General features: G+C 72.2%; 30 protein-coding genes. 11 read left to right on the forward strand and 19 right to left on the reverse strand.

The genetic code is table 11. The annotated features are described in order from the left end of the window. The first annotated feature begins 43 nt into the window (after positions 1–43). Positions 44–1,876, forward strand: a complete 1,833-nt coding sequence (locus tag MTP13_RS15290) for an AMP-dependent synthetase/ligase (RefSeq protein ID WP_243568540.1) — start codon at positions 44–46, stop codon at positions 1,874–1,876. A 64-nt stretch (positions 1,877–1,940) separates the two neighbouring features. Here the strand turns inward: MTP13_RS15290 and def are convergent, their stop codons facing one another. Together def and MTP13_RS15300 are read right to left on the reverse strand one after the other, a co-directional pair. Next, positions 1,941–2,432: a peptide deformylase gene (gene def, locus MTP13_RS15295; protein ID WP_189086686.1), complete on the reverse strand. Its 492-nt coding sequence runs from the start codon at positions 2,430–2,432 to the stop codon at positions 1,941–1,943. Between the two features lie 73 nt (positions 2,433–2,505). Further along, entirely contained in the window at positions 2,506–5,910 is a 3,405-nt protein-coding gene (locus MTP13_RS15300; protein WP_243568541.1) for a pyruvate carboxylase, read from the reverse strand. An 83-nt stretch (positions 5,911–5,993) separates the two neighbouring features. Here MTP13_RS15300 and MTP13_RS15305 point away from each other — a divergent pair, with 83 nt between their 5' ends. After that, positions 5,994–6,866, forward strand: coding sequence for a ParA family protein (locus tag MTP13_RS15305; protein ID WP_243568542.1), 873 nt, complete (start codon positions 5,994–5,996; stop codon positions 6,864–6,866). A gap of 48 nt (positions 6,867–6,914) precedes the next feature. Here MTP13_RS15305 and MTP13_RS15310 read toward each other — a convergent pair whose 3' ends face one another. From MTP13_RS15310 to MTP13_RS15330, 5 genes are all read right to left on the reverse strand, one after another. Further along, the gene (locus MTP13_RS15310) at positions 6,915–7,469 is read right to left on the reverse strand and encodes a MerR family transcriptional regulator (protein WP_189086683.1); all 555 of its coding nucleotides are present in this window, start codon (positions 7,467–7,469) and stop codon (positions 6,915–6,917) included. 109 nt (positions 7,470–7,578) lie between these two features. After that, positions 7,579–8,271, reverse strand: coding sequence for a transcriptional regulator FtsR (ftsR, locus tag MTP13_RS15315; protein WP_243568543.1), 693 nt, complete (start codon positions 8,269–8,271; stop codon positions 7,579–7,581). Beyond that, on the reverse strand, positions 8,268–8,681 hold the full coding sequence (locus MTP13_RS15320; protein ID WP_243570858.1) for an FHA domain-containing protein: 414 nt from the start codon (positions 8,679–8,681) through the stop codon (positions 8,268–8,270). Before MTP13_RS15320 ends, ftsR begins: the two co-directional genes overlap by 4 nt. A gap of 116 nt (positions 8,682–8,797) precedes the next feature. After that, entirely contained in the window at positions 8,798–9,394 is a 597-nt protein-coding gene (locus tag MTP13_RS15325; protein WP_279399738.1) for a CDP-alcohol phosphatidyltransferase family protein, read from the reverse strand. 67 nt (positions 9,395–9,461) lie between these two features. After that, positions 9,462–9,911, reverse strand: coding sequence for an NUDIX hydrolase (locus MTP13_RS15330; RefSeq protein ID WP_243568544.1), 450 nt, complete (start codon positions 9,909–9,911; stop codon positions 9,462–9,464). 49 nt (positions 9,912–9,960) lie between these two features. Here MTP13_RS15330 and MTP13_RS15335 point away from each other — a divergent pair, with 49 nt between their 5' ends. Together MTP13_RS15335 and MTP13_RS15340 are read left to right on the forward strand one after the other, a co-directional pair. Continuing rightward, complete coding sequence (locus MTP13_RS15335) at positions 9,961–10,341, forward strand: RNA-binding S4 domain-containing protein (RefSeq protein WP_243568545.1); 381 nt, start codon at positions 9,961–9,963, stop codon at positions 10,339–10,341. An 18-nt stretch (positions 10,342–10,359) separates the two neighbouring features. Continuing rightward, on the forward strand, positions 10,360–10,653 hold the full coding sequence (locus MTP13_RS15340) for a GNAT family N-acetyltransferase (protein ID WP_243568546.1): 294 nt from the start codon (positions 10,360–10,362) through the stop codon (positions 10,651–10,653). A 13-nt stretch (positions 10,654–10,666) separates the two neighbouring features. Here the strand turns inward: MTP13_RS15340 and MTP13_RS15345 are convergent, their stop codons facing one another. Then, positions 10,667–11,500 (reverse strand): aggregation-promoting factor C-terminal-like domain-containing protein, encoded by an 834-nt coding sequence (locus MTP13_RS15345; protein ID WP_243568547.1) that lies wholly within the window; start codon positions 11,498–11,500, stop codon positions 10,667–10,669. Between the two features lie 143 nt (positions 11,501–11,643). On the opposite strand from MTP13_RS15345, the gene MTP13_RS15350 reads away from it, so the two are divergent. Together MTP13_RS15350 and MTP13_RS15355 are read left to right on the forward strand one after the other, a co-directional pair. Further along, on the forward strand, positions 11,644–12,054 hold the full coding sequence (locus MTP13_RS15350) for a YchJ family protein (RefSeq protein WP_243568548.1): 411 nt from the start codon (positions 11,644–11,646) through the stop codon (positions 12,052–12,054). 210 nt (positions 12,055–12,264) lie between these two features. Then, a complete protein-coding gene (locus MTP13_RS15355) occupies positions 12,265–12,972 on the forward strand; it encodes a GTP pyrophosphokinase (RefSeq protein WP_243570860.1) in 708 nt (235 codons plus the stop codon). A 7-nt stretch (positions 12,973–12,979) separates the two neighbouring features. Here MTP13_RS15355 and ligD read toward each other — a convergent pair whose 3' ends face one another. The 4 genes from ligD to soxR all read right to left on the reverse strand — a co-directional run bounded on the left by ligD (position 12,980) and on the right by soxR (position 16,178). Beyond that, positions 12,980–14,011 carry a non-homologous end-joining DNA ligase gene (gene ligD, locus MTP13_RS15360; RefSeq protein ID WP_243568549.1) on the reverse strand — a complete coding sequence of 344 codons (1,032 nt, stop codon included), beginning with the start codon at positions 14,009–14,011 and terminating at the stop codon, positions 12,980–12,982. A gap of 10 nt (positions 14,012–14,021) precedes the next feature. Continuing rightward, positions 14,022–14,507, reverse strand: a complete 486-nt coding sequence (locus MTP13_RS15365; protein WP_243568550.1) for a nitroreductase/quinone reductase family protein — start codon at positions 14,505–14,507, stop codon at positions 14,022–14,024. Between the two features lie 72 nt (positions 14,508–14,579). Continuing rightward, positions 14,580–15,488 carry an aggregation-promoting factor C-terminal-like domain-containing protein gene (locus MTP13_RS15370; RefSeq protein WP_243568551.1) on the reverse strand — a complete coding sequence of 303 codons (909 nt, stop codon included), beginning with the start codon at positions 15,486–15,488 and terminating at the stop codon, positions 14,580–14,582. A 174-nt stretch (positions 15,489–15,662) separates the two neighbouring features. Next, on the reverse strand, positions 15,663–16,178 hold the full coding sequence (gene soxR / locus MTP13_RS15375) for a redox-sensitive transcriptional activator SoxR (protein ID WP_243568552.1): 516 nt from the start codon (positions 16,176–16,178) through the stop codon (positions 15,663–15,665). Between the two features lie 57 nt (positions 16,179–16,235). Between soxR and fdxA the strand changes: the two genes are divergently transcribed. The 3 genes from fdxA to MTP13_RS15390 are packed head-to-tail and all read left to right on the forward strand — an operon-like array spanning position 16,236 to position 17,205. Beyond that, positions 16,236–16,559, forward strand: a complete 324-nt coding sequence (fdxA, locus tag MTP13_RS15380) for a ferredoxin (protein ID WP_243568553.1) — start codon at positions 16,236–16,238, stop codon at positions 16,557–16,559. After that, positions 16,556–17,059 carry a flavin reductase family protein gene (locus tag MTP13_RS15385; protein WP_243568554.1) on the forward strand — a complete coding sequence of 168 codons (504 nt, stop codon included), beginning with the start codon at positions 16,556–16,558 and terminating at the stop codon, positions 17,057–17,059. The genes fdxA and MTP13_RS15385 overlap by 4 nt, the downstream gene beginning before the upstream one ends. After that, positions 17,056–17,205, forward strand: a complete 150-nt coding sequence (locus tag MTP13_RS15390; protein WP_243568555.1) for a hypothetical protein — start codon at positions 17,056–17,058, stop codon at positions 17,203–17,205. The genes MTP13_RS15385 and MTP13_RS15390 overlap by 4 nt, the downstream gene beginning before the upstream one ends. A gap of 23 nt (positions 17,206–17,228) precedes the next feature. On the opposite strand, the gene rlmN is transcribed toward MTP13_RS15390, so the two are convergent. From rlmN to MTP13_RS15405, 3 genes are all read right to left on the reverse strand, one after another. Continuing rightward, positions 17,229–18,422: a dual-specificity RNA methyltransferase RlmN gene (gene rlmN / locus MTP13_RS15395; RefSeq protein WP_243570861.1), complete on the reverse strand. Its 1,194-nt coding sequence runs from the start codon at positions 18,420–18,422 to the stop codon at positions 17,229–17,231. A 73-nt stretch (positions 18,423–18,495) separates the two neighbouring features. Then, positions 18,496–19,287: an ABC transporter ATP-binding protein gene (locus MTP13_RS15400; RefSeq protein ID WP_243568556.1), complete on the reverse strand. Its 792-nt coding sequence runs from the start codon at positions 19,285–19,287 to the stop codon at positions 18,496–18,498. After that, positions 19,284–19,952 (reverse strand): FadR/GntR family transcriptional regulator, encoded by a 669-nt coding sequence (locus MTP13_RS15405; protein ID WP_243568557.1) that lies wholly within the window; start codon positions 19,950–19,952, stop codon positions 19,284–19,286. The genes MTP13_RS15400 and MTP13_RS15405 overlap by 4 nt, the downstream gene beginning before the upstream one ends. Before the next feature lie 282 nt (positions 19,953–20,234). On the opposite strand from MTP13_RS15405, the gene MTP13_RS15410 reads away from it, so the two are divergent. Continuing rightward, entirely contained in the window at positions 20,235–21,965 is a 1,731-nt protein-coding gene (locus MTP13_RS15410) for a 2-isopropylmalate synthase (RefSeq protein ID WP_243570862.1), read from the forward strand. 87 nt (positions 21,966–22,052) lie between these two features. On the opposite strand, the gene MTP13_RS15415 is transcribed toward MTP13_RS15410, so the two are convergent. From MTP13_RS15415 to MTP13_RS15425, 3 genes are all read right to left on the reverse strand, one after another. After that, positions 22,053–22,466, reverse strand: a complete 414-nt coding sequence (locus MTP13_RS15415) for a hypothetical protein (RefSeq protein ID WP_243568558.1) — start codon at positions 22,464–22,466, stop codon at positions 22,053–22,055. Positions 22,467–22,676: 210 nt separating this feature from the next. Then, positions 22,677–23,321, reverse strand: a complete 645-nt coding sequence (locus MTP13_RS15420; RefSeq protein WP_243568559.1) for a CueP family metal-binding protein — start codon at positions 23,319–23,321, stop codon at positions 22,677–22,679. Positions 23,322–23,410: 89 nt separating this feature from the next. After that, the gene (locus MTP13_RS15425; protein WP_243568560.1) at positions 23,411–23,857 is read right to left on the reverse strand and encodes a hypothetical protein; all 447 of its coding nucleotides are present in this window, start codon (positions 23,855–23,857) and stop codon (positions 23,411–23,413) included. Positions 23,858–24,032: 175 nt separating this feature from the next. On the opposite strand from MTP13_RS15425, the gene MTP13_RS15430 reads away from it, so the two are divergent. After that, positions 24,033–25,358, forward strand: a complete 1,326-nt coding sequence (locus MTP13_RS15430) for a flavin monoamine oxidase family protein (RefSeq protein ID WP_243568561.1) — start codon at positions 24,033–24,035, stop codon at positions 25,356–25,358. A 59-nt stretch (positions 25,359–25,417) separates the two neighbouring features. Here the strand turns inward: MTP13_RS15430 and MTP13_RS15435 are convergent, their stop codons facing one another. Next, complete coding sequence (locus tag MTP13_RS15435) at positions 25,418–26,035, reverse strand: TetR/AcrR family transcriptional regulator (protein ID WP_243568562.1); 618 nt, start codon at positions 26,033–26,035, stop codon at positions 25,418–25,420. Positions 26,036–26,120 lie beyond the last annotated feature (85 nt).

Here is a 26,120-nt window from a genome sequence, read left to right on the forward strand (position 1 = left end):
TGCGTCGACGCGCGAAGGCCTCCCCGGTGCCGAAGGAGCTGCCGTGACCGAATTCGCAACGCCCGCCGTTGTCGCCGCCGACCCGCATGCGAACACCACCGACCTGCTGGTGGAACGCGTGCGCGCCACCCCCGACGCCGCGTTGTTCTCGCTGCCGACCGCCGACGGTGGATGGTCGCCGGTGACGGCGAAGGAGTTCCACGCCCAGGTGATCGCCCTCGCGAAGGGGCTCGCCGCCGCCGGCATCCAGCCCGGCGACAAGATCGGCCTGATGTGCAAGACCCGCTACGAGTGGACGCTCATCGACTTCGCCGTCTGGTTCGCGGGCGCGGTGCTCGTGCCCGTCTACGAGACGAGCTCCCCCGCGCAGGTGCGGTGGAACCTCAGCGATTCGGGCGCCATCGCCATCATCGTCGAGACGCCGGACCACTTCAGCCGCTTCGACGAGGTGCACCCCGAGCTGCCCGCCGTGCAGCACGTCTGGCAGGTCGACCTGGGCGACCTCGACAAGCTCGCCGCGTCGGGCGGCTCCGTCTCCGACGAGGAGATCGAGCGCCGCCGCACCATCGCCAACGCCGACGACATCGCGACCCTCATCTACACCTCTGGCTCGACCGGCAAGCCGAAGGGCTGCGTGCTGACCCACGCGAACTTCGTCGAGCTCTCGCGCAACTCCGCGGTCGCGCTCGACGAGGTCGTGCTCGACCCGAACGGCGCCTCGACCGTGCTGTTCATCACCCTGGCCCACGTCTTCGCGCGGTTCATCGCGGTGCTCTGCGTGCACGCCGGCGTGCGCGTCGGCCACCAGCCCGACACGAAGCAGCTGCTGCCCGCTCTGTCGAGCTTCAAGCCGACGTTCCTCCTCGCGGTCCCCCGCGTCTTCGAGAAGGTCTACAACGTCTCCGAGCAGAAGGCCGAGACCGGCGGCAAGGGCAAGATCTTCCGCGCCGCCGCCGAGACGGCCGTCGCCTACTCGACGGCCCTCGAGCAGGGCTCGGTGCCGTTCGGGCTGAAGCTGCGCTTCCGCCTGTTCGACGCGCTCGTCTTCAAGAAGCTGCGCGCGGCGCTCGGCGGCAACGTCAAGTACGCGGTGTCCGGCTCCGCGCCGCTCGGCGCTCGTCTCGGGCACTTCTACCACGCCCTCGGCATCGCCATCCTCGAGGGCTACGGCCTCACCGAGACCACCGCACCCGCCACGGTGAACCTGCCCAAGCGCTCGAAGATCGGCACGGTCGGCCCGGCGCTGCCCGGCGTCGCCGTCCGCCTCGCCGACGACGGCGAGATCCAGGTCAAGGGCATCAACGTCTTCAAGGAGTACTGGAAGAACCCCGAGGCGACCGCGGAGGCCTTCGACGGCGACTGGTTCAAGACGGGCGACATCGGCTCCTTCGACGACGAGGGCTTCCTCACCATCACCGGGCGCAAGAAGGAGATCATCGTCACGGCCGGGGGCAAGAACGTGGCCCCCGCCGCGCTCGAGGACCCGATCCGCGCCAACCCGCTCGTCGGGCAGGTCGTCGTGGTCGGCGACAAGAAGCCGTTCATCTCGGCGCTCGTGACCCTCGACCCGGAGATGCTGCCGGTCTGGCTGAACAACAACGGCGAGGACGCCGGCATGAGCCTCGACGAGGCGGCGGCGAACGAGGCGGTCCGCGCGGAGGTGCAGCGGGCGATCGACGCCGCGAACGAGCTCGTCTCGCGCGCGGAGTCGATCCGCAAGTTCACGGTGCTGCCCCTCGAGCTCACCGAGGCGAGCGGTCACCTCACGCCGAAGCTCAGCATCAAGCGCAATGTGATCCTGGACGACTTCGCCGGCGAGATCGAGGCGATGTACTCGGGCGCCCCGGCCACCGAGGGCATGTCCGCGATCAGCTGACCTCGAAGCACCGCGAAGGGGGCGCCGCGATCCGCGGCGCCCCCTTCGTCGTTCGTCCGGCGACTCAGAACCAGTCGGACTCGCGCACTTCGCGCATGGCGACCCGGCGCTCCGCCGGCTCGAGGCGGTCGAGGTAGAGGATGCCGTCGAGGTGGTCGGTCTCGTGCTGCAGCGCCTGCGCGAGCACCCCGGTGCCCTCGACGACGATCTCCTGGCCGTCGAGGTCGATGCCGCGCACCCGCGCATAGGGATGGCGCGGGGTGTCGTGCCAGAGTCCGGGCACCGAGAGGCAGCCTTCGCCGGTCGGCTCCTTCTCGCCGCGCACCTCGACGAGCTCCGGGTTCAGCACGTAGCCGATCCGCCCGTCGACGTTGTAGCTGAACGCGCGGAGGTTGACGCCGATCTGCGGCGCTGCGACACCGGCACGACCGGGCAGCTTCACCGAGTCGAGCAGGTCCGCGACGAGCCCCCGGACGCCGTCGTCGATGGTCTCGATCGGCGCGGACCGGGCCTTCAGCACGGGATCGCCGAAGACACGGATGGGACGTTCAGGCACGGGGGCTCCATTCCAGGCCCGCGGCAGGCGGGCGTTGCGAGCGTTCAGGTGGGCGGCGACAGCGTATCGCGACTCAGGCGGGTCGGACGACGACGAGGAGGTCCCCCGCCTCGACCTGCTGCGTCTTCGGGATCGCGACCCGTTCGACCACACCGGCAACCGGCGAGGTGATGGCCGCCTCCATCTTCATGGCCTCGATCGAGGCCACGGCCTGGCCGACCTGGATCTCGGTGCCGGGCTCGACCTGGAGCGTGACGACGCCCGAGAACGGCGCAGCGACATGACCGGGCTGCGAGGCATCCGCCTTCTCCGCGGCGCGGGTGTCCACCGTGATGGAGCGGTCGCGCACGAACACGGGGCGGAGCTGGCCGTTCAGGATGGTCATGACGGTGCGCATGCCCTTGTCGTCGGCCTCGCCGATCGCCTCGAGGCCCGCGTACAGCCGCACGCCCTTGTCGATCTCGATGACGTGCTCACCGCCGGAGCGCAGCCCGTAGAGGTAGTCGGCCGTGTCCACGACGGAGAGGTCGCCGAAGAGCTCGCGGATCTGCTCGAACTGCCGGGTCGGCGCCGGGAACAGCAGCGTGTTCAGCATCGCGCGGCGGCCGGCGGAGTCGCCCTCGAGGGCGGCCCGCTGCGACTCGTCGAGCTCGGCCACGCCGATGCGCACGTCGCGACCGGCGAGCACCTTCGAGCGGAAGGGCTCGGGCCAGCCGCCCGGCAGATCGCCGAGCTCGCCGGCCATGAAGCCGACGACCGAGTCGGGGATGTCGTACTTCTCGGGGTTCGCGGCGAAGTCGGCCGGGTCGGCCTTCACCGCGGCGAGGTGCAGCGCGAGGTCGCCGACCACCTTCGACGAGGGGGTCACCTTCGGCACACGGCCGAGGATCTCGTCCGCCGCCGCGTACATGTCCTCGATGAGCTCGAAGTCGTCGGCGAGGCCGAGGGCGATCGCCTGCTGGCGCAGGTTCGAGAGCTGACCGCCGGGGATCTCGTGGTGGTAGACGCGGCCGGTGGGGCCGGGCAGGCCCGACTCGAACGGACGGTACAGCCGGCGCACGGCCTCCCAGTAGGGCTCGAGATCGGAGACCGCGTCGAGCGAGATCCCCGTGTCGCGCTCGGTGTGCGCGAGCGCGGCGACGAGCGAGGAGGCGGACGGCTGGCTCGTGGTGCCCGCCATCGGCGCGCTGGCGACGTCGACCGCGTCGACGCCCGCCTCGGACGCCGCGAGGAGCGTGGCGAGCTGCCCGCCTGCGGTGTCGTGGGTGTGCAGGTGCACCGGCACGTCGAACCGCTCGCGGAGCGCCCGGACGAGCTTCGCGGCCGCGGCCGGGCGGAGCAGCCCCGCCATGTCCTTGATCGCGAGCACGTGCGCGCCGGCGCCGACGATCTCGTCGGCGAGACGCAGGTAGTAGTCGAGCGTGTACAGGTCTTCGGCCGGGTCGAGCAGGTCGCCCGTGTAGCAGAGCGCGACCTCGGCGACGGAGTGCCCGGTCTCGAGCACGGCGTCGATCGCGGGGCGCATCTGCGCGACGTCGTTCAGCGCGTCGAAGATGCGGAAGACGTCGACGCCCGTCGACGCGGCCTCACGCACGAAGGCGTCGGTCACCTCGGTGGGGTACGGCGTGTAGCCCACCGTGTTGCGGCCGCGCAGGAGCATCTGGATCGCGACGTTCGGCAGCGACTCGCGGAGCGAGGCGAGCCGCTCCCAGGGGTCCTCGCCGAGGAAGCGCAGGGCGACGTCGTAGGTCGCCCCGCCCCAGGCCTCGACCGAGAGCAGCTGCGGCGTGAGCCGGGCCACGTACGGCGCGACGGCGATGAGGTCCTTCGTGCGCACGCGCGTCGCGAGGAGCGACTGGTGGGCGTCGCGGAACGTCGTCTCGGTGACCGCGAGCGGCGTCTGCGCGCGGAGCGCCGCAGCGAAGCCGGCCGGCCCGAGCTCGAGCAGCCGCTGACGCGAGCCGTCGGGCGCGGGCTGCGAGAGGTCGAGCTTCGGCAGCTTGTCGACGGGGCGCACCGAGATCGGCGCGGGCCCGTTCGGCTGGTTGACGGTCACGTCGGCGAGCCAGTTCAGGATCTTGGTGCCGCGGTCCTTGGAGACGCGGCCGCGCAGCAGCTGCGGGCGCTCGTCGATGAACGAGGTGCTGAGGTCGCCGGCGACGAAGGCCGGGTCGTCGAGCACGGCCTGCAGGAAGGGGATGTTCGTGGAGACGCCGCGGATGCGGAACTCGGCGAGGGCGCGCTTGGCCCGGGCGACGGCGGCCGTGTAGTCGCGACCGCGGCACGTGAGCTTCGCGAGCATCGAGTCGAAGTGCGGGCTGATCTGCGCGCCGGGGTTCACCGTGCCGCCGTCGAGGCGGATGCCGGCGCCGCCGGGCGAGCGGTACGTGGTGATCTTGCCCGTGTCGGGGCGGAAGCCCGAGGTGGGGTCCTCGGTCGTGATGCGGCACTGCAGCGCCGCCCCGCGCAGGCGGATCTCGTCCTGGTGCAGGCCGAGGTCGCCGAGGGTCTCCCCCGCGGCGATGCGCATCTGCGCCACGACGAGGTCGACGTCGGTGACCTCCTCGGTCACCGTGTGCTCGACCTGGATGCGGGGGTTCATCTCGATGAAGACGTGCTCGCCGGCCCGCTCGCCCGCGGTGTCGAGGAGGAACTCGACCGTGCCCGCGTTGACGTAGCCGATGGAGCGGGCGAACGCGATCGCATCGCGGTAGAGGGACTGCCGCACCTCGTCGGAGAGGTTCGGCGCCGGGGCGATCTCGATGACCTTCTGGTGTCGCCGCTGCACGGAGCAGTCGCGCTCGAAGAGGTGCACGGTCTCGCCGCTCGCGTCGGCGAGCACCTGGACCTCGATGTGACGGGGCCGGAGCACCGCCTGCTCGAGGAACATCGTCGGGTCGCCGAAGGCGCTGTCCGCCTCGCGCATCGCCTCCTCGAGCGCCGGGCGGAGCTCTTCGGGCGTGTTCACCCGACGCATCCCGCGGCCGCCGCCGCCGGCGACGGCCTTCGCGAAGATCGGGAAGCCGATGCTCTCGGCCTCGCCGACGAGCCAGTCGAGGTCGCGCGAGGGCGGGGTCGACTTCAGCACGGGGACGCCCGCGGCGATCGCGTGCTCCTTCGCCGTGACCTTGTTGCCGGCCATCTCCAGCACCTGCTTGGGCGGACCGATGAACGCGATGCCGGCCTCGGCCGCGGCCTGGGCGAGCTCGGGGTTCTCGGAGAGGAAGCCGTAGCCCGGGTAGATCGCGTCGGCGCCCGACTCCTTGGCCACCCGGATGATCTCCGAGATGTCGAGGTAGGCGCGGACGGGGTGGCCCGGCTCACCGATCTGGTACGCCTCGTCGGCCTTCAGACGATGCAGCGAATTGCGGTCCTCGTAGGGGTAGACCGCGACGGTCTTCGCACCCACTTCATTCGCCGCGCGGAACGCGCGGATGGCGATTTCGCCACGATTCGCAACCAGGATCTTCGTGAACATGCAGGCCTCTCGGTCAGCGGGCTGCGGACGCGCACAGCGAACGCTGAGCAATCCATCGAGTCCTAACGGTAACGTATCTGTTCGTGCACGTTCTTTCGGTCAGCTCCCTCAAGGGCGGCGTCGGCAAGACGACGGTCACGCTCGGTCTCGCCTCTGCGGCGTTCGCCCGAGGCATCCGGACCCTCGTCGTCGACCTCGACCCGCAGTCAGACGTGTCCACGGGCATGGACATCCAGGTCGCCGGCCACCTGAACGTCGCCGACGTCCTCGCCTCTCCCAAGGAGAAGATCGTCCGCTCGGCGATCGCGCCGAGCGGCTGGGCCAGGCAGAACCCCCAGTCCACGATCGACGTCATGATCGGCAGCCCGTCCGCCATCAACTTCGACGGGCCGCACCCGTCCATCCGCGACATCTGGAAGCTCGAGGAGGCGCTCGCGAACGTCGAGGCCGACTACGAGCTCGTCCTCATCGACTGCGCGCCCTCGCTGAACGCCCTCACGCGCACCGCGTGGGCCGCGAGCGACCGCGTCGCCGTCGTGACCGAGCCGGGGCTCTTCTCCGTGGCCGCCGCCGACCGCGCGCTGCGGGCGATCGAGGAGATCCGCCGCGGCCTCTCCCCCCGGCTGCAGCCGCTCGGCATCATCGTGAACCGCGCGCGCGTGCAGTCGCTCGAGCACCAGTTCCGCATCAAGGAGCTGCGCGACATGTTCGGCCCGCTCGTCCTGAGCCCCCAGCTGCCCGAGCGCACCTCGCTGCAGCAGGCGCAGGGCGCCGCCAAGCCGCTGCACATGTGGCCCGGCGAGAGCGCCGAGGAGATGTCGGCGAACTTCGACCAGCTGCTCGACCGGGTCCTGCGCGCCGCGCGCATCGGCGACGCCGGGGCGCCCGAGTCGGCGGCGACGCCGATCGCGACGGGTGCGGTACCTCGGGCCGAGCTCGAGGCGCCATCCGCCTGACGCGGCGTCCGCTCCGACGGCTGCGCACCTGATCGGTGCGCGGCGGGATCAGGAGATCTTGCGCGTCTTCGCCCCGCGACGGGCGGCGAGCTCATCCATCGGGTCCGAAGGCTGGGTGTCCAGCTCGACGAGGGTCGACTCCACCTCGCGGAGCACCTTGCCGACGGCGATGCCGAACACGCCCTGCCCGCGGTTCACGAGGTCGATGACCTCGTCGTCCGAGGTGCAGAGGTAGACGCTCGCGCCGTCGCTCATGAGCGTGGTCTGGGCGAGGTCGTGCACACCGGACTCGCGGAGCTGCGTGACCGCCGTGCGGATCTGCTGCAGCGAGATGCCGGTGTCGAGCAGGCGCTTCACGAGCTTCAGCACGAGGATGTCGCGGAACCCGTAGAGCCGCTGCGAGCCGGACCCGGCCGCGCCGCGGACGGTCGGCTCGACGAGCTGCGTGCGGGCCCAGTAGTCGAGCTGGCGGTAGCTGATGCCGGCGGCTCGCGCGGCGATCGCCCCGCGGTAGCCGGTGCCCTCGTCGTGCTCGGGGAGTCCGTCGGTGAACAGCAGGCCGAGGTCGTACCGTGCGCGTTCGCTCCGATCGAGCTCGCTCATCCGTCACCCCTCACTCTGGCCGTTCCACGGCCGGACGACTCCCACGCTACCGACCCCGGGGGTCGGCGCCAAACACATCGGGCCGAACGTCACGGCGTGTCGCGACGGCTCAGTGCGAGAGCCGCGCGACGGCCGCCCGCAGGGCCAGCTCGTGCACGGTCTCGAGCTCGCCCGCGAGCTCGCGGGCCCGTTCGCCAGAGCGGGCCTTGCCTGCCGGATCCGCGCGGCGCTCGGGCGTGATCGCGCGTTCGATGAGCGCCGCCTCGCGCTCGGCGGCCACGCGGACGCCACGGAGGTGCCGGGGCTCGATGCCGACGGATCGGAGCGCCACGAGGGAACGGAGCAGCGTCAGCGCGTCGTCGCCGTACACCTCGGCCGGGGCGAGGAGCGAGACGGCGATCGCGTCATCGAGCAACTGCTGCGTCGCACCGGCGGCCTCGACCAGCTCGCGCCGGCTGAGACGGCGGGCCCCGCCGAGGTGCACGGCGGCGCTCGTCGCGCCCGGGAGCGCGGGGGTCTCACCGCGGTCGATCGCGTCGAGGTGCTCGCGGATGACCTTGAGCGGAAGGTACTGATCGCGCTGCAGGGACAGCACGATCGTGATGCGCTCGACGTCGGCTTCGGCGAACTTGCGATAGCCGGCGGCGGTCCGCGCTGGCGTGACGAGCCCCCGCTCCTCGAGGAAGCGGAGCTTCGACGGAGTCAGCTCGGGGAACTCCGGCTGGAGGCGGGCGAGAACCTGCCCGATACCGAGGAGCGGCGCACGGCCGCTCGCACCCGCGGATGCCGCGGTGGGGGTCACTCGCCGCTCGCCGGCACCAGGTCGCGGCGCGAAGCGTAGAAGGTGAGCCGGAACTTGCCGATCTGGACCTCGGCCCCGTCGGCGAGCAGCGCCGTCTCGATGCGCACGCCGTCGTAGTAGGTGCCGTTCAGCGAACTCAGGTCCTTCACCTCGAACGCCGTGCGGTGCCGCACGAACTCCGCGTGCTTGCGCGAGACCGTGACGTCGTCGAGGAAGATGTCGGCGTCGGGGTGGCGGCCCACGGTCGTCACCTCGGTGTCGAGGAGGAACCGGGCACCGCTGTTGGGCCCGCGACGCACGATGAGGAGGGCTGACCCCGAGGGAAGCGCATTGATCGCCTCCTGCTCCTCGGGTGTCACGTCGGTGTCGACCGCGGCGAGTTGCGCCGCCGCCTCCCGGCTGAACCCGATGGTCGTGTCGTTCGCGTTGCCGCCGAGCTCGTTCGACGAGGTGTTGGTCGTCGGCTCCGAGCCCTGCGTGTTGTCGTTGTCCGCCACGGCGTACCTCCCGCATCCAGCGTATCGGATCAGGGCCGTGGCGCCACCCGCGCTGCGCGCACCGCGCGAGCCGTCTCGATCGCATAGATGATGCCCGCCCACCAGTAGAGGAACGCGCCCCAGAGCGTGATCGCCCAGCCGATCGGCTCGCTGACGGGCTGCACCGCCGGGAACGCGAGGCCGAGCATGATGACCGGCAGGCCGAAGAAGAGCGCGAAGGTGGCGACCTTGCCGAGCTGGTGCACCGGGAGCGGGCCGTAGCCGTGACTCGCGAGCACGACGCCGAGGATCAGGAGGAACACGTCGCGGGCGACGATGACCACGACGATCCACCAGGGCACCAGGCCGCCCGCGGCGAGCCCGAGGAGTGCCGCGAAGATGTAGAGGCGGTCGGCGGCGGGATCGAGCAGCTGGCCGAGCCGGGTGACCTGGTTCAGCCGCCTGGCGAGGTAGCCGTCGGCGAGATCGCTGAGGCTCGCCACCACCAGCACGACGAGCGCCCCGATGTATTCGTGGAGCACGAGCAGCACGAGGAAGACGGGCACGAGGGCGAGGCGCAGCATGCTGAGCACGTTCGGGATCGTCCAGACCCGCGTGCTCACCTGCCCCTCGCGCTCCCCCGTCACGCGTCCGATCCTAGCGACGGCCGCCGACCTCGCCGGGCGCACGGACAGCGCGGCGCGAAGCTCGGGGTCAGAGCTGCGACGCGAGCCCCGGCCAGGCCTCGGCGAACCTCGGGTGCAGCGGGAGCTCGGCGACGGCCTCGATCGGCGTCCAGCGCAGCTCCAGGCTCTCCGGGTCGGCGATGATCGGATCGAAGCGGCGGAGGGCGCTCGCGACGACCGTCGTGTACGACCAGTAGCCGAGGTCGAGCACGGAGGTGAAGCGCACCTCCACCAGGCCGGCGGGCACGCCCGCCTCCTCGCCCGCCTCGCGGACGGCGGCGTCGACGGCCGACTCGTGCTCGTGCCGGGCGCCGCCCGGGATGCCCCACGTGCCGCCGAAGTGGCTCCACTCGACGCGGTGCTGCAGCAGCACTTCGCGCTCGGGACTCGTGATGAGCAGACCGGCCGCGCCGAACCTGCCCCAGTACCTCGCCCCGTCGGGACCCTCGACCCACGCGTCGCCGCTCGTTCCGCTCACCCGTCCAGCATCTCGCACTCCGCGCCGGAGGGCGACGTAGGCTGGGCGGGTGCCCGCTCCCGAGACCGCCCGCATCGACGCCTGGCTCTGGGCCGTGCGGCAGTTCAAGACCCGCTCCGCCGCGACGGCGGCCTGCCGGGCCGGGCACGTGCGGATGAACGGCGAGCGCGCGAAGGCGGCGCAGTCGGTGCGGCCCGGCGATGAGATCCGGGTCCGCGTCGAGGGCTTCGACCGCATCCTCGTCGTCCGGGGCATCCTCGTGAAGCGGGTGAGCGCACCGCTCGCGGCCGCGGCGCTCGAAGACCGGACGCCTCCACGGCCCCCTCGGGAGCTCACCGCGCAGCTGCCCGTGCGCGACCGCGGAGCGGGGCGTCCGACGAAGCGCGACCGCCGCGAGCTCGAGCGTCTGCGCGGCGAGCGCCCGCTCTGAGCGGCGTAGCCTGAGGGCATGGCAACCGAGATCCGGCACGAGCCCGAGCAGAGCCGCTACGCCCTCCGCGTCGACGGGCAGCTGGCGAGCGTCCTCGACTACCGGCGGCTCGGCGACTCGATCGCCTTCGTCCGGACGTTCACGAATCCGCCATACCGCGGCTCGGGGCTCGCGGGCGAGGTCGTCGCGTTCGCGGTGGACGACGTCGAGGCGACGACGACCGCGCGCATCGTGCCGAGTTGCTGGTACGTGGAGGAGTGGTTCGACCGGCATCCCGATCGGCGCCACCTGCTCGAGTCCCGCGCGAGCTGAGCGGGTCCCGCGCTCAGTACCAGTTCATCGACTGCGAGTGCCCCCAGGCGGAGCACGGCGAACCGTACGCGCGCTGGATGTAGTCGAGGCCCCAGGAGATCTGCGTGGCGGCGTTGGTCTCCCAGTCGCTGCCGGCGCTCGCCATCTTGCTGCCGGGGAGCGCCTGCGGGATGCCGGTGGCGCCGCTCGAGTCGTTGTAGGCGGTGTACGACCAGCCCGACTCCTTCTGCCAGAGCGAGGAGAGGCACTCGAACTCGCCGTCGCCCCAGCCGTACCGGGAGGCGGCGAGGTCGCGGGCGGTGGCGCGGGCGCCGTCCGGCGTGTTCGCGCGGGCGAGCGCCGCGGCCTGCTCCGCGAGGACGCGGTCGTGCTCGGCTGCGAGGGCGCGCGTCTTCTCGGCCTCGGCGCGCGTCTGCGCGGTCAGGCCGACGATCTCGTCGATCGGCAGCTCCTCGTAGTCGCCGAGGGAGGCCACGGCCGCCGCCAGCCCGCTCGTGTCGACCTTGCCGTCGGCCGCGGTGAGCGCCGCGTTGGCGACCGCGAGCGTGTCCTTGGCGCTGCCCTGAGCGCGTGCCTTGGCGACGCCGGCGTAGGCGCCGAGCTGGCTCGAGTCGAGCGAGTTCTGGGCGCCGAGCGCCTCGGTCGCGGCGATGCGCTGCCGGCTGTCCGCCGCGCCCTGCACGGCGAGGCCGGTGCCGGCCACGAGGCCGGCGGCGACGATCGCGCCGGCGACGACGAGCAGGCGGCGCCGGCCGGTCCGACGGGCGCGCAGCGAACGACGCGTCGGGCGGGCGTCGGGGATTCGGGGGCTGGTCTGGGCGTGGGGGTTCTGAGTACTGGTTCGCATAGGGGTACTGCGCCGGCGGGTCGGTGTTCGGGGGATCCCGAGGGCCGGGCACAAGTCAGCCACTCTGCACGCCGTTTCTGAACAGTTCCTCAGCTCTCCCTGAGCAGACGGTGTGCGCGGCGCCCGACCGCGATACTGGAGGGATGCCGAACCGGGCCACCCTCCAGCCGCCAGCCGATGCCCCCTGCCCCTGCGGGGACGGGGCGTACGGGGCCTGCTGCGGCCCCGCGATCGACGGCGGTGCGGCGCCGGCGACCGCTGTGGCGCTCATGCGGTCCCGCTACACCGCGTTCGCTCTCAGCGATATCGACTACCTGCTGCGCAGCTGGGATGCCTCGACGCGGCCCAGCGAGCTCACGCTCGACGCCGGGACCGAGTGGCGCCGGCTCATCGTCATCGACGTCGTCGGCGGCGCCCCCGAGGACGAGACGGGCATCGTCGAGTTCCGCGCGGTCTTCCGGGACGCCGACGGTCGGGGCGAGCTGCACGAGCGCAGTCGCTTCGTGCGTCGCGACGACGGCTGGCGCTACCTCGACGGCGAGCACCGGGACTGAGCACCGGGCACCAGGCACCCGGGCACACGGGCGCCCATATGCCCAGGTGCCCAGGTGCCCATGTGCCCAGGCAGGTCAAAGCAGATCCCGAGGTTCGCTCCGTAGGGTGAGCCCGTGACCTCAGCCGAGAGCAGCCCGTTCGACTTCGCCCCGGTACCGTTGCCGGTTCCGATCACGCCGCCCTCGGCGCCGGAGGCACCGGAGTCGCCGATGCTGACCGACCGGGCGCAGCGGGCGCTCGACACGATCGACGGCCAGACGCTCGAGGAGATGCGGGCGCTCCGGGACGAGACCGAACGCTTCATGCAGCGCTACAAGTTCGGCATGGACGAGGTCATCACCAAGCTCTCGATCCTCCGCGAGGAGTTCAACCAGGCCCACGACTACAACCCCATCGAGCACATCTCGAGCCGGCTGAAGTCGCTCGACAGCGTGATCGAGAAGATGTCGCGCAAGGGGGTCGAACCGAGCTTCGAGGCCATCAGCCGCACGATCACCGACATCGCCGGCGTCCGCGTCACCTGCAGCTTCGTCTCCGACGCGTACCGGATCTACGAGCTCCTCGTCGCCCAGCGCGACATCCGGGTGCTCCAGGTCAAGGACTACATCGCCGAGCCGAAGCCGAACGGCTACCAGAGCCTGCACGTCATCGTGGAGGTGCCGGTCTTCCTGTCCACCGGCGCGCACCCGGTAGTCGTCGAGGTGCAGATCCGCACGATCGCGATGGACTTCTGGGCGAGCCTCGAGCACAAGATCTATTACAAGTACGACCGGCAGGTGCCGCAGGAGCTCCTCGACGGCCTCACCGACGCCGCACGCACCGCCTCCGAGCTCGACACCCGCATGGAGCGGCTGCACCGCGAGGTGCACGGCGATCCGCGCGCGAAGGCCAGACTGCGCCGCACCTCGATCGCCTGAGCGCCCGCTACTCCCCCGCCTCGGGCGTTCTCGCCCGGCTCGGCTGCACCCTCGGCGGTTCCCCGGGCATCTTCGGGAAGTCCGGCGGGAACGGGAGCTCGCCGAGGCCGTCGTCGAGATCGCGCCGCCACCACTCGAGCAGCGGGGCGAGGTCGCCCGCCTGCTCGTGCATCCGCGCCCAGGGATCGCCGACCGAGCGGAGGCGTTCGGGCACGGTGCGCACGGTGAGCGACGCCGGATCGACGTGCTCGAGCTCGTCCCACTCGAGCGGGCAGGACACGGCGGCGTGCGGGAGCGCGCGCGGGCTGTACGCGCCCGCCATGGTGCGGTCGCGATTCGCCTGGTTGAAGTCGATGAACACCCGCTCGCCGCGCTCCTCCTTCCACCATGCGGTGGTGAGCTGCTCCGGCATCCGCCGTTCCAGCTCGCGCGCGAGCGCGATGACCGCGTGCCGCACCTCGAGGAACTCGTGCTCCGGCCGGATCGGCGCGAAGACGTGGATGCCCCGGTTGCCGCTCGTCTTGACGAAGCCGGTGAGGCCGAGCTCGGCGAGCAGCTCACGCAGCGCGAGTGCCGCCGGCACCGCCTCCGCGAAGCCGGTGCCCGGCTGCGGGTCGAGGTCGATGCGCAGTTGATCGGGGTGGTCGCTGTCCTCCGCGCGCGACGCCCAGGGGTGGAACACGATCGTGTTCATCTGCGCCGCCCAGACGGCGGCCGCGGGCTCGTCGATCACGAGCTGGGGGTGGCTGCGCCCGCTCGGATAGGTGACCGGCACGGCGCGCACCCACTCGGGCGCCCCCTTCGGCGGGTTCTTCGAGTAGAACTGCTCGCCCTCGATGCCCTCGGGGAATCGCTGCAGCGAGACCGGGCGGTCGCCGTTCGCGGCGACGAAGGCCTCGCCGACCGTCACCAGGTACTCGGCGAGCTCGCGTTTCGTGATCCCCGGCTCGGGCCAGAGCACGCGGCCGGGACTGGAAACCCGCACGTCACGCTCGCCGTGCGGGCCGGGGACGGTGAGGACGACCGCGTCGGAGGCCATGCCTGCGACGCTACCGCACGGGCTGCAGACGGAACAGTCGCACGACGCGCCCCGACTCGCGCTCGTAGCCGCGATACCCGGGCCACTGCCGCTCGATGAGCGCCCAGACCGCGTCGCGGTCGGCGTCGGCCACGGGAAGCGCCCTGACCCGCATCGCCCGGCCCCGGACGAGGATCTCGGCGTCCGGATGGGCCAGCAGGTTGTAGGTCCAGGCCGGATGCCGCTGCCTGGCGAAGCTCGTCCCCGCGACGATCGCCCGGCCGTGGCCGTCCGGGGTGTACATCAGCTCCGTCTCTCTCACCGCGCCGCTGCGCGCGCCCGTCGTGCGGAGCACGAGCGACGGCACGAGCAGGGCGCTCAGCTGCACCCGACGGCCCGTGAGGCGGGCGAGGAGGCGCTCGACGCGCGGCAGGATCACCGGCGCGGCGGCACGGAAGACGGGTGTGCGGGTCAACGGGGCGACGACGGCCCGGACGAGTTCGACGGTGCGCGGCACGACCCCATTCTGCCCGGAGACGCGGAACGGGCCGGGGCGATCGCCCCGGCCCGCGTGTCGCTCAGCGAGCGATCAGTACCAGCCCTGCGCGTTGAACGAGTCCCACGCGCCGCACGGCGTGCCGTAGCGGCCCGAGATGTAGGACAGGCCCCAGCGGATCTGCGTCGCCGGGTTCGTCTCCCAGTCGTCGCCGAAGGCGGACATCTTGCTGCCGGGCAGCGCCTGGGGGATGCCGTAGGCCCCGCTCGGGTTCGCCGCATCGGTGCGCCAGCCGGACTCGTGGTTCCAGAGCTCGACGAGGCAGCCGAACTGGTCGGCGCCCCAGCCGTGCTCGGAGGCCATGATGTCGCGGGCGATGGCCTGTGCCTCGCTCGGGTTCGACGGAGCCGACGGCCGTGACGACTCGCTCGAGCCGGAGTCGGCCGACGCGGCCTCCTCAGCGGCGGCGGCCTCGGCAGCGGCCTTCGCGGCGGCCTCGGCCGCGGCCTTCTCAGCGGCGACGCGGTCGAACTCGGTGACCTTGCCCTTCACGTCGTTCGCGACGGCGGTGGTCTCGGCGGCGAGCTCGAAGACGCGTTCGGGCGCGAGCAGCTCGTACTGGCCGAGGCTCGCGGCGGAGGTGTTGAGGGCCGCGGCGTCGACCTTGCCGTCGGCCGCGGAGATGGTGGCGTGCGCCACGCTCAGGGTGTCCTTGGCCGTCTTCACGGCGCGGGCCGAGAGGATGCCGGCGTGCGAGCTGAGCTGCTCGATGTCGAGGTTGGCCGCGTCGGCGAGGGCCGCGGTCTCGGCCACCCGGTCGTTCTGCGCGGCGACGGCCGACTGGACGGCGAAGCCGGTGCCGACCATCGCGCCGACGGCGACGACCGCACCTGCGGCGAGGAAATAGCGCGTGCGCTGGCTGCGGGTGCGGCGTCGTTCGGCACGGCTCTGCATCGGCTCTGAAGTTGTGGTGGGGGTGTTCTCGCGGTTCTGGTTCTGCATGTCTCTCACGTGCGCCCTCGGTGGTGCTGCCCACCGCGGCGCGGCTCATCGTCTCGGGTACAGGGGGGTCGCCGGAGCGAAGTGGGTAGTTTTGCGAGAGTTACTCCACGACCCCTTGGGATTTCCTGAGAAAGTCATGTGAAACGCCCCCGTTCGGGGGTCGAAAATCCCCGATCAGGCGTCGAAGTCGGCGTCGGCGCGCTCGAGCTCGGGATCGAGCCGGCGTGGACCCGCGCCGTCTTCGCCGAGCGCGTCGTCGGGGTTCAGCAGAGCGCAGGCTTTCATCGAGAGGCAGCCGCAGCCGATGCATCCCGTGAGCTCCCGCTCGAGTCGCTCGAGCCCGCGACGTCGCTCGACGAGCCGCCGCTTCCACTGCCGGGACGCCCGCTGCCACTCCTCGTGACTGGGCGTGCGATCGAGCGGCACATCGCCGAAGCCCTCCTGCACGTCGGAGAGCGGGAGCCCGAGACGCTTCGCGACCGCGATGAGCGACACCCGGCGCAGCATGTGCCTCGGATAGCGGCGCTGGTTGCCGGTGGTGCGCACGGAGGCGATGAGCCCGAGGTCCTCGTAGAAGCGGAGCGCCGACGCCGCGACGCCGGTGCGCCTGCTCATCTCGCCGATGGTGAGGAGCTCGTCGGGCTCGTGATGCACCGGCACCGTCGAGTCCAGCTCGGTCTGAGGCGTCATGTGCGTTTCCTCGCTCCGTTTTGACTTCAAGCGTACTTGAAGTCTTACGGTGGAACCATGACGTACGTGATCGCCCTGCCCTGTGTCGATGTCAAGGACAAGGCGTGCATCGACGAATGCCCGGTCGACTGCATCTATGAGGGCGAGCGATCCCTGTACATCCACCCCGACGAGTGCGTCGACTGCGGCGCCTGCGAGCCCGTCTGCCCGGTCGAGGCGATCTACTACGAGGACGACCTGCCCGACGAGTGGGCCGACTACTACAAGGCGAACGTCGAGTTCTTCGACGAGATCGGCTCGCCCGGCGGCGCCGCGAAGGTCGGCGTCATCGCCTACGATCACCCTGTGGTTGCCGTACTCCCCCCGCAGGCGCACGAATGAGCGAGGCGCCCGGCCTCGTCGACGCCTACAAGCTCGCGTTCCGGCACCATCCCGCCGGCGTCGCCCTCATCACCGCCGCGAGCGCGACCGGACCGGTGGGCCTCACCGCCTCCTCCGTCGCCTCGGTCGCGATCGATCCGACGGTGCTCTCCTTCTCGGTCACCCGGGCGACCGGCTCCGCCGGGGCCCTGCTCGGCACCGACGGCGTCGTCGTGCACCTCCTGGGCGAGCATCAGGCCGAGATCGCCGAGGTGTTCGCCCGCTCCGGCGCACCGCGCTTCACGACGGAGCAGGGCTGGTCCCGCTTCGAGACCGGCGAACCCTGGCTGCCCGACGCCCCGGCGGCGCTCCGCTGCCGCATCCTCGAACGCACGCCGGTCGGCAGTTCCACGCTCGTGCTCGCCGAGGTCGTCGAGGTGCGCCTCGGCCCGGCGGCGACGCCGCTCGTCTACCGCGACCGCACCTACTTCAGCCTGGTGGGAGCGACGCCGCTGCCATGAGCGAGACGCCCAGGCCCTCGAAGCCCCGCCGACGCCGACGACGCATGTCGACCGCCAGGCTCGCCGTCGTCGCCCGCCGATGGGGGCTCCTCGCCCTGATCGTGCTGACGGCGATCGGCGCGCTCGTGCAGTTCCTCATCCGCTGAGCCGACCCGCCGCGCGGATCGTCTCAGCCGTCGGCCGCGGCGAGCTGCCCGCAGGCGCCGTCGATCTCCTTGCCGCGGGTGTCGCGGATCGTGGTGGGGACGCCGGCCGCCTCCAGCCGGCGCACGAACTCCTGCTGCACCGCGGGCTCCGAGGCGGTCCAGATGGAGCCCGGCGTCGGGTTCAGCGGGATCGGGTTCACGTGCACCCAGCCGCGCCCCCGCTCGTTGAGCTTCTCGGCGAGCAGGTCGGCGCGCCAGCCGTGGTCGTTCATGTCCTTGATCAGGGCGTACTCGATCGAGACGCGACGCCCGGTCTTCTCGAAGTACTCGCGGGCCGCGTCGAGCGCCTCGTCGACCTTCCAGCGGGAGTTCACGGGGATGAGCTCGTCGCGGAGCTGGTCGTCGGGCGCGTGCAGGCTGAGCGCGAAGGTCACGGGCAGGTCTTCAGCGGCGAGCTTGCGGATCGCGGGCACGAGGCCGACGGTCGACACGGTGATGCCGCGGGCGGACATGCCGAGGCCGTCGGGCGCGGGGGCGAGCATCGTGCGCACCGCCTGCATCAGGCGGGCGTAGTTCGCGAGCGGCTCCCCCATGCCCATGAACACGATGTTCGACACCCGGTCGGGCGTGTGGTCGCCGTGCTTGCGGCCGCCGAGCTCGCCGCGGGCGAGCGCCGCGTTCGCGAGCACGACCTGCTCGACGATCTCCGCCGCTGACATGTTGCGGGTGAGCCCCGCCTGCCCCGTGGCGCAGAACGGGCAGTTCATGCCGCAGCCGGCCTGGCTCGAGACGCAGAGGGTGATCCGGCCCGGGTAGCGCATGAGCACGGATTCGACGAGGGCGCCGTCGTGCAGCTTCCAGAGGAACTTGATGGTGTCGCCGTTGTCGGTCGTGAAGCGGCGGACCTCGGTGAGCAGGGGCGGCAGCACGGTCCGGACGAGCTCGTCGCGGGACGCGGCGGGCAGGTCGGTCATCTCGGCCGGGTCGTTCGTGTGGTGCACGAAGTAGTGCGTCGCGAGCTGCGCGGCCCGGTATCCGGGGAAGCCGAGCTCGGCGACGTGCGCCTTGCGATCGGCCGGCGCGATGTCGGCGAGGTGCACCGGCGGCTTGCCGCGCTTGGGCGAGGCGAACTGGAGCATCGGGCGCCCGTCGGGGCCCTTCTTCTGCTCCCAGCCCTCGGTCGCCGGGCGGACCTGCGGTCGGCGCACGGGGGTCATGGTGGAATCGCTCGAGTTCGTCACCCTCCAAGGGTACGCGGCATCCGCCCGTACCGACGCAGCACCGGCTCGACTACCGCGCCCGCGCGGCGCGGGCCGACCAGCGGCCGCCGTCGCGGCCGACGACGATCGGATGCTCGAAGGCCCGGGTGATCACCTCGGTCGTCACGACCTCGGCCACCGGCCCGGACGCGACGGTCGCCCCGTGCGAGATCGCGATCGCGTGCGTCGTGGTCTCCGGCAACTCCTCGAGGTGGTGGGTGACGAGGATGGTCGACAGCCGCGGCGCCCGCACGGCCAGCCCGTCCACCGTCTCGAGGAACTGCTCGCGCGCGGCGACGTCGAGGCCGGTCGTGGGCTCGTCGAGCAGCAGCAGGCTCGGCTCGGCGATGAGCGCCCGCGCGATGAGCGCCCGCCCGCGCTCGCCCTGCGACAGCGTCGGCCAGATCGCGTCGCGCCGGTGGTCGAGGCCGAGCTCCGCGATGACGCGACGGGCGGCGTCGAGCTGATCCGGCGTCGGCACCCAGCGCATGGGCGTCTCGATGGTGCCGGTGAGACCGGTGAGCACCACCTGCGTCACGGTGAGCCGGGAGCGGACCGGATGCCGCGGGTTCACGTGCCCGATGTGCCGGCGGAGCTCCTGCAGCTCGACGCGGCCGAGCCGGGCCCCCAGCACGTCGACGGTGCCGGAACTCGGGAAGGTGACGGCGCCGCAGAAGCCGAGGATGGTGCTCTTGCCCGCGCCGTTCGGCCCGAGCAGCGCCCAGCGCTCGCCCTGCTCCACGCGGAGGTCGATGCCGTCGAGGATCTGCCGGCCGTCGCGGCGGAAGGTCACCCCGGCGAGCTCGAGGACGGGCCCCGTCACGCGAGCGCCGCCTTCATGGCGCCGAGGTGGCTGCGGCTCTCCCGCGCGGCGCCGTCGCCATCGCGCTCGGCGATGCGCTCGGCGAGCCGCTCGTGCGCCCCGTGGTCGGCGTCGTCGCCGAACTCGCCGCGGAGGCGGAGCATCTCGACCATCGCCTGTCGCATCCGCGGGGTGAAGCCGTCGAACAGCTCCGTCAGGATCGGGTTGTGCGCCGCGGCGACGATGCTGCGGTGGAAGCGGGTGTCGGCGTCGACGTGGTCCTCGATGTCGACTCGGTTCGCGGCACGGTCGTCGAGGGCGCGACGGATGGCGCGGAGGTCGCTCGGCGTGCGTCGCCCCGCGGCGAGCGCGGCCGCCTCCGCCTCGATCGCGATGCGGGCCTCGATGACCGAGACGAGGTCGGCGCGGCGCAGCACGGCGTCCCACTCCTCGGGGACGTCGAGCGCGGTGACGTAGACTCCGGCGCCCTGCCTGGAGGCGAGGACGCCGCGGCCGGCGAGCTGGCGGATGGCCTCTCGGACCGTGGAGCGGCCGACGCCGAGCTGGGGCGCGAGCGTCGTCTCGCCGGGCAGCTTCTGGCCGAGCTCCCACTCGCCGGCGCGGATGCGCTCGAGCAGCAGCTCGGCCGCCTGGTCCGCGAGCGGCGCCCGCTTCACCTGTTCCATCGACCCACCTCTCTACTTGTCTGAGGAGTCGTGCTACAGTCTAGCCATGTTCGCGCGCGGCCTCCTCCTTCGTCGCCACGTCGGGGCCTAGCCGGGCCGGCTCCCCGACGTGGAGCCGCTTCGCACGCCGGTCACCCGATCCGAACCGAAGGACCCGCCATGACCGGCAGCACCGCAACCCCGACCGTCCCCGCCGCGCCGACCCCGTTCGACCGCATCGACTCCCCCGCCGGGCCCGTCCCCGCCGACGCACCGCACTGGAACCGGCAACGGCGCTCGCAGATGCCGTCCCACCGCTATCGAGACGTCACCCAGCGGGTGGAGCTCCCGCTCCGCGACCGCGAATGGCCGAGCCGGCACCTCACTGCCGCGCCCCTCTGGGTCCCGGTCGACCTCCGCGACGGCAACCAGGCCCTCGCCGAACCGATGGACCCCGCACGGAAGCGCCGCTTCTTCGAGCTCATGGTGGCGATGGGCTACACCGAGATCGAGGTCGGCTACCCCTCGGCGTCGCAGACCGACTACGACTTCGTCCGACTCCTCGCCGAGTCCGGGCTCGCGCCCGAGCACGTCACCATCGTCGTGTTCACCCCGGCCCGCCGCGACCTCATCGAGCGCACCGTGGCGTCGATCCGGGGCATCCGGAACCCCGTCGTCATCCACCTCTACACCGCGACGGCCCCGGTCTGGCGCGACCTGGTGCTGGGTCGCGACCGGGGCGAGCTGCTCGAGCTGATCCTCGCCGGCGGCCGCGACGTCCTCGAACTCGCCGGCGCGCTGCCGAACGTGCGCTTCGAGTTCTCGCCGGAGGTGTTCAATCTCACCGAGCCCGACTACGCGCTCGAGGTCTGCGACGCCGTGACGCAGCTGTGGGACGCGAGCCCCGACCGTCCAGTGATCCTGAACCTGCCGGCGACCGTCGAGATCGCGACGCCGAACGTCTACGCCGACCAGATCGAGTACATGCACCGGCACCTCGCCAGGCGCGAGGGGGTCATCCTCTCCGTGCATCCGCACAACGACCGCGGCACGGGGGTCGCCTGCGCGGAGCTCGCCGTGCTCGCCGGCGCCGAGCGGGTCGAGGGATGCCTCTTCGGCAACGGCGAGCGCACCGGCAACGTCGACCTCGTCACACTCGCGCTCAACCTGCACACGCAGGGCATCGATCCGATGATCGACTTCGCCCAGCTCGACGAGATCCGCCGCACGGTGGAGCACTGCAACCGGATCGAGGTGCACCCGAGGCATCCGTACGCCGGCGACCTCGTGCACACGGCCTTCAGCGGGACGCACCAGGACGCCATCCGAAAGGGCTTCGCCGAGCACCGCGCCCGGGCCGCCGCCGAGGGGCGGCCCGAGCGGGAGATCGCGTGGCGGGTGCCCTACCTCCCCGTCGACCCGGCGGACCTGGGCCGCAGCTACGACGCCGTGATCCGGGTGAACTCGCAGTCCGGCAAGGGCGGCGCCGCCTATCTGCTGGAGCGGGAGCTCGGGATCGAGCTGCCGAGACGACTGCAGATCGACTTCGCCCGGCACGTGCAGCGCCTCGCCGACGAGTCGGGCGACGAGCTCGACGCCGCGCGACTCTGGGCGCTGTTCGGTGCGGTGTACCTCAACGGTGCGGGGCAGCCCGACGGTACGGACGCGGCGACGCCCCGGACGATCGAGCTGCGCGGGTACGAGATCGGCGAGGCCGACGGCTGCAGTCGGACGCGGATCGTGATCGAACGGGACGGCGCGACCATCGAGCACCTGGCCGAGGGCGTCGGCCCGGTCGAGGCGCTGGTCGAGACGCTCGCCGCGCACGGCATCGAGCTCGAGGTGCTCGGGCTGCACCAGACGAGCCTCGGCCACGGGGAGGGCAGCGACGCGCTCACGCTCCTCGAGTTCCGCCATCCCGAGGGGGTGCGCTGGACCGCCGGCCGGGGCGCTTCCGTGGTGGGCGCCAGCCTGGAGGCGGTGCTGGTCGCGGCGAACGCGGTCGCGGCAGCACGGCCGACGGTGCCGGCGTGAGACGGCCCGCCCTGAGGCCGTGAGAAGCCGGGCGGGGGTGCTCCCCGCCCGGCTCCGATCCCCGGCCGGAAGCCCGGAGCGAGTGGGTCAGCCGCGATGCGGCCGCCCGTCGCAGTCGGTCGCATCGGACCAGTCGCCGGCGCGGAGCTCGGCCTCGACCTCGGCCGTGACGGACTCGCTGGGAACCACCGCCACCTCGACCGAGCCCGGCTCGAGCACGTTCGACCCGCTCGAGCAGATCGCCATGATCGTCCAGGCGGAGTCCCCGCCGTGGTCGAAGGCGTACGAGGCGGCCAGCCCGAGGCGGGGTGAGGCATCCTGAATGAGCAGCTGGACCTCGTCGCCGACCGCACCGGTCAATCGATCGAGCGGAGCCCCCACGAGCTCCGACGGCGCGAGGTCGGGTGCCGACGCGCATCCTGCCACCGCGAGGGCCGCAGCGATCGCGGCGATCGCTCCGGCCCTCGAGGCGGCGATGCGCGAGCTCAGCGAGTACCGCACGCGACCGGGGTCGAGATCGTTCCGCCCGAACTGATGAGGAACGTCTTCTTCGACATCTGCACTGATCTCCTGACTCTGCGGGCCCGGGTCGCCGTCTGGACCGAGCTCACTCTCGTTCCTAGTGCATATTCACCCCTAGCTCAATCACTGCATGCGTTTTTACCTCTCTTCGGGCACGGTGGGGCGCGATAGCGCCACTTCCGTGCCGCCTCACCCCAGCCGCATCGTGGTGACGCAGCTCGCGGCATCGAGCGCAGCCGTGTCGACCGTGGCCGCCGAGGTCGCGCCGTCGGCGTCAGTGATCCGCACCTCGAACTGGGCCCCGCGAGGCAGCCAGAGGCCGACGAAGCCGTTGTCGAAGCTCGTCCGCACCTCGTCGAGCACCGTCTCCCCCGTCGCCATGTCGCTCGCGACGACCCTGAACGCTTCGTTCGCCAGCTCCCCTCGACAGGTGGTCAGGCTGTGGAAGACGCACTCGTGGGTCTGCGAGCGATACGGGGCGATCGAGACGTAGAACTCCTCTGGCATCGGCAGCGCCAATTCCCGCTCTCCGTCGGACAGGGCGAGCACGTCGGGTCGGACTGAGGCGATGAGGTCGGCCGGGCGGTCCGCGACCGGCAACGCATCCAGGCGGTCCACGATCTGCCTGGCGTCGAGCCCGTCCAGGCCGTAGTCGGCGAGGAGCTCGCCGGGAGCCCGGGGTGGCGCAGCGGCGCCGCCCGAGCTCGGCGGCGCGGCCGGAGCCGGCCCGGGCGCGGCGCAGGCGGCCAGCGTGAACATCGAGACGAGGAGCAGGGCGAGCGTGGGCAGCGCCCTACTGCGGGCGCGGGAGAACGAGCGGGTGAGGAACGGCATGAAGGAATCCTTCGAGGGTCAGTGGAACAGGAGAACCGGGCATGGCGGTCCACGACGCGCACGGCGCGCGCCGAGGGTCCGACGGCCCCTCAGGTCCGACTGATGCAGAGCAGCGCGCGGATCGGTACCGGGCGTTGCAGCCGGAGTTGGGCGCGACGCGGGGAGGCCCGGAGCACCGCCGCAGCGGCGGCGAGTCCAGGCCGTCTGGCCGGCGCAGCCAGCGAGAGGGCGAGGAGCAGCACGGCGAGGAAGCACCCCACCGCAGCGCAGACCACCGCCTCGTCCCCGGCGCACGACGGGCAGTGCGGCACCGCAGCGGGCGCGGGCGGCGCCGCGTCCGCGCCGGCCGATGAGACCCGCTCGGCGTCGGATGCGGCCAACGCCCAGTGCTCCGGGTCGATCGAGGCCTGCGACGCTCCGCGCGACGGCACGGCTTCGCCCGCGGCTGCGCCTGCGAACCCGTGCATCGCCAGGAGCCCGGCGAGCACGCAGAGCACGAGCACCCCGGCCCCGATCCGGATGCGGGCTCGACCCACCCGCGCTCGCGATCGCGAGCGATGCGACCGGGAGCACCACACCCGTCCAGTCTATGAAGTCGCACGCCGGCCGCCGACGACGACGCCGTCGCGGCGTCACCGACTCGCCGAGCACGCGCGGATGCCGGTAGCGTCGGATCGCGCGTCCCAGCACGCGCGGCGAGGGAGCGCAGCGATGGAGCACGTCGACACGATCGTGATCGGCGCCGGGGTGTCCGGTTTGACCGCGGCGAGGCTGCTCGGCCGCGCCGGGCGACGGGTCGTCGTGCTCGAAGCGCGCGACCGCGTGGGCGGACGCGTCTGGACCGACCGCAGCGGTGGCGCGAGCACCGATCTCGGCGCCTCGTGGATCCACGGCGTGACCGGCAGCGCGGTCGCCGAGGCGGCCAAGGCGTTCGGCATGCGGACCATGGAGTTCACCGTCGGCGGCTATCAGCCCGACAGCCGTCCGATCGCCTACTACGGGCCGGACGGGCGGCGGCTCGACCATGACGCGGCCCGCGCCTTCGCCGACGACATCCGCGCGGTGGATGCGGCGCTGCTCGAGAAGATCGCCGATTCCGTCCCCGAGGCCTCGTACCGAGACGTCACCGACGCCGCGCTCGCCGCGCAGGGCTGGGAGCCCGAGCGGAGCGAGCGCGTGCGCGAGTACCTCGAGCACCGCAGCGAGGAGCAGTACGGCGCGTGGATCGAGGACCTCGCGGCGCACGGCCTCGACGACGACGCGATCGACGGCGACGAGGTCGTCTTCCCCGACGGCTACGACGTGCTGCCCGCCCGGTTGGCGGAGGGGCTCGACGTGCGCCTCGAGCACGCGGTGACGCACGTCGAGTGGGCCGATGGCGGCATCCTGGTCCGGTGCGGCGAGGAGCGCTTCACAGCCGACACCGCCATCGTGACCGTCCCCGTCGGGGTCTTGAAGTCGGACGGGTTCCGGATCGAACCGCCGCTGCCCGAGCCGGTCGCGGGCGCGCTGGGCCGGCTCGAGATGAACGCCTTCGAGAAGGTGTTCCTGCGCTTCCCGACGCGGTTCTGGGACGAGGGCGTCTACGCCGTCCGGCAGCAGGGGCCCGAGAGCCGCTGGTGGCACTCCTGGTACGACCTCACGGCGCTGCACGGCGATCCGACGCTGCTGACCTTCGCTGCGGGCCCGGCGGCCGAGGCGACGCGGTCCTGGACCGACGAGGAGCTCGTCGAGGACGTGCTCGCGCAGCTGCGCCGGATCTACGGCGAGCGCGTCGGCGTGCCCACGGGGCTGCACCGCACGGCGTGGCAGGACGATCCCTTCGCCCGGGGCTCGTACGCGTACATGACGCTCGGCTCGACGACCGCCGACCACGACGCGCTCGCGACCCCCGTCGGCGGCGTGCTGCACCTCGCGGGCGAGGCGACGTGGACGGATGACCCGGCAACGGTTCCCGCGGCGATGTACTCGGGGCACCGCGCCGCCGAGCGGGTGCTCGGGCGGGCGGTCCCGATCTCGGACGCCTGGAGCGACTGAGCAGGAGCAGGACCGGCGACCGGCAACCGGCGACCGGCGACCGGCGACCGGCGACCGGCTCAGGCTCCCAGGCCGAGCGCCGCGAGCGCGCGCTGCGCGTGGGCCGCTGCGGCCTCGCGATCGGGCGCCGGGCGCAGGGCGAGCAGGCGCTGCCGGTGCGGTTCGCCGAGCAGGAGGGCGAACAGCGGCTCGGCCAGCTCCTCGGGCAGCCCGCCCGAGCGGAGGCGGTCGCGGAGCTCCCCGATGTACGAGTCCGGGCCGTCCCGGTAGAAGCCGGCGGCGAGGTCGGGGAACGCGCCCGACTCGGTGATCATGAGCCGGTGCAGCCCGACCGCCTCGTCGGAGTGCAGCACGGCGACGATGTCCGCGGCGAGCGCGGCCAGTCCCTGCTCGGTCGTCGGCCGGCGCAGCGCGCGCTCGCGCAGGCGCGCGACGGCCGCGAGGAAGATCTCGGTGCGATCGCCGAAGTACGCGTAGATGGTGCGCTTGGTGACGCGGGCCTCGGCGGCGAGGTCGTCGAGGCTCACCTGCGCGAAGCCGCTCGCGACGAACAGCCGCACGGCGGCGTCGAGGATGTCGTCGCGGCGCTGGGCGCGCTCGGACTCGGTGGGCCGCCCGCGCTTGCGGGGAGCGGTCGTGAGCTCCCCCGTCATCCGCGCCCGCCGTCGTCGTGACATCTCATGCCACCATCATATAATGATCCGTAGTTCGTATCATTCATGTGCGGGACCGCGGCCGACACCTCGGCGAGCGCGGCCCCGC

It is taken from the genome of Agromyces soli (assembly GCF_022811605.1).
GTDB lineage: Bacteria > Actinomycetota > Actinomycetes > Actinomycetales > Microbacteriaceae > Agromyces > Agromyces soli.

Bases quoted from the DNA above. Each gene is read 5' to 3' on its own strand.
- MTP13_RS15420 (WP_243568559.1), bottom strand. From the start codon at position 23,321: ATGCCGTTCCTCACCCGCTCGTTCTCCCGCGCCCGCAGTAGGGCGCTG.
- ligD (WP_243568549.1), bottom strand. From the start codon at position 14,011: ATGGCCTCCGACGCGGTCGTCCTCACCGTCCCCGGCCCGCACGGCGAG.
- MTP13_RS15405 (WP_243568557.1), bottom strand. From the start codon at position 19,952: ATGGAACAGGTGAAGCGGGCGCCGCTCGCGGACCAGGCGGCCGAGCTG.
- soxR (WP_243568552.1), bottom strand. From the start codon at position 16,178: ATGACGCCTCAGACCGAGCTGGACTCGACGGTGCCGGTGCATCACGAG.
- MTP13_RS15300 (WP_243568541.1), bottom strand. From the start codon at position 5,910: ATGTTCACGAAGATCCTGGTTGCGAATCGTGGCGAAATCGCCATCCGC.
- MTP13_RS15350 (WP_243568548.1), top strand. From the start codon at position 11,644: ATGCCGAACCGGGCCACCCTCCAGCCGCCAGCCGATGCCCCCTGCCCC.
- MTP13_RS15435 (WP_243568562.1), bottom strand. From the start codon at position 26,035: ATGTCACGACGACGGCGGGCGCGGATGACGGGGGAGCTCACGACCGCT.
- MTP13_RS15355 (WP_243570860.1), top strand. From the start codon at position 12,265: ATGCTGACCGACCGGGCGCAGCGGGCGCTCGACACGATCGACGGCCAG.
- fdxA (WP_243568553.1), top strand. From the start codon at position 16,236: ATGACGTACGTGATCGCCCTGCCCTGTGTCGATGTCAAGGACAAGGCG.
- MTP13_RS15385 (WP_243568554.1), top strand. From the start codon at position 16,556: ATGAGCGAGGCGCCCGGCCTCGTCGACGCCTACAAGCTCGCGTTCCGG.
- MTP13_RS15310 (WP_189086683.1), bottom strand. From the start codon at position 7,469: ATGAGCGAGCTCGATCGGAGCGAACGCGCACGGTACGACCTCGGCCTG.
- rlmN (WP_243570861.1), bottom strand. From the start codon at position 18,422: ATGACCCCCGTGCGCCGACCGCAGGTCCGCCCGGCGACCGAGGGCTGG.
- MTP13_RS15345 (WP_243568547.1), bottom strand. From the start codon at position 11,500: ATGCGAACCAGTACTCAGAACCCCCACGCCCAGACCAGCCCCCGAATC.
- MTP13_RS15430 (WP_243568561.1), top strand. From the start codon at position 24,033: ATGGAGCACGTCGACACGATCGTGATCGGCGCCGGGGTGTCCGGTTTG.
- MTP13_RS15410 (WP_243570862.1), top strand. From the start codon at position 20,235: ATGCCGTCCCACCGCTATCGAGACGTCACCCAGCGGGTGGAGCTCCCG.
- MTP13_RS15390 (WP_243568555.1), top strand. From the start codon at position 17,056: ATGAGCGAGACGCCCAGGCCCTCGAAGCCCCGCCGACGCCGACGACGC.
- MTP13_RS15340 (WP_243568546.1), top strand. From the start codon at position 10,360: ATGGCAACCGAGATCCGGCACGAGCCCGAGCAGAGCCGCTACGCCCTC.
- MTP13_RS15370 (WP_243568551.1), bottom strand. From the start codon at position 15,488: ATGCAGAACCAGAACCGCGAGAACACCCCCACCACAACTTCAGAGCCG.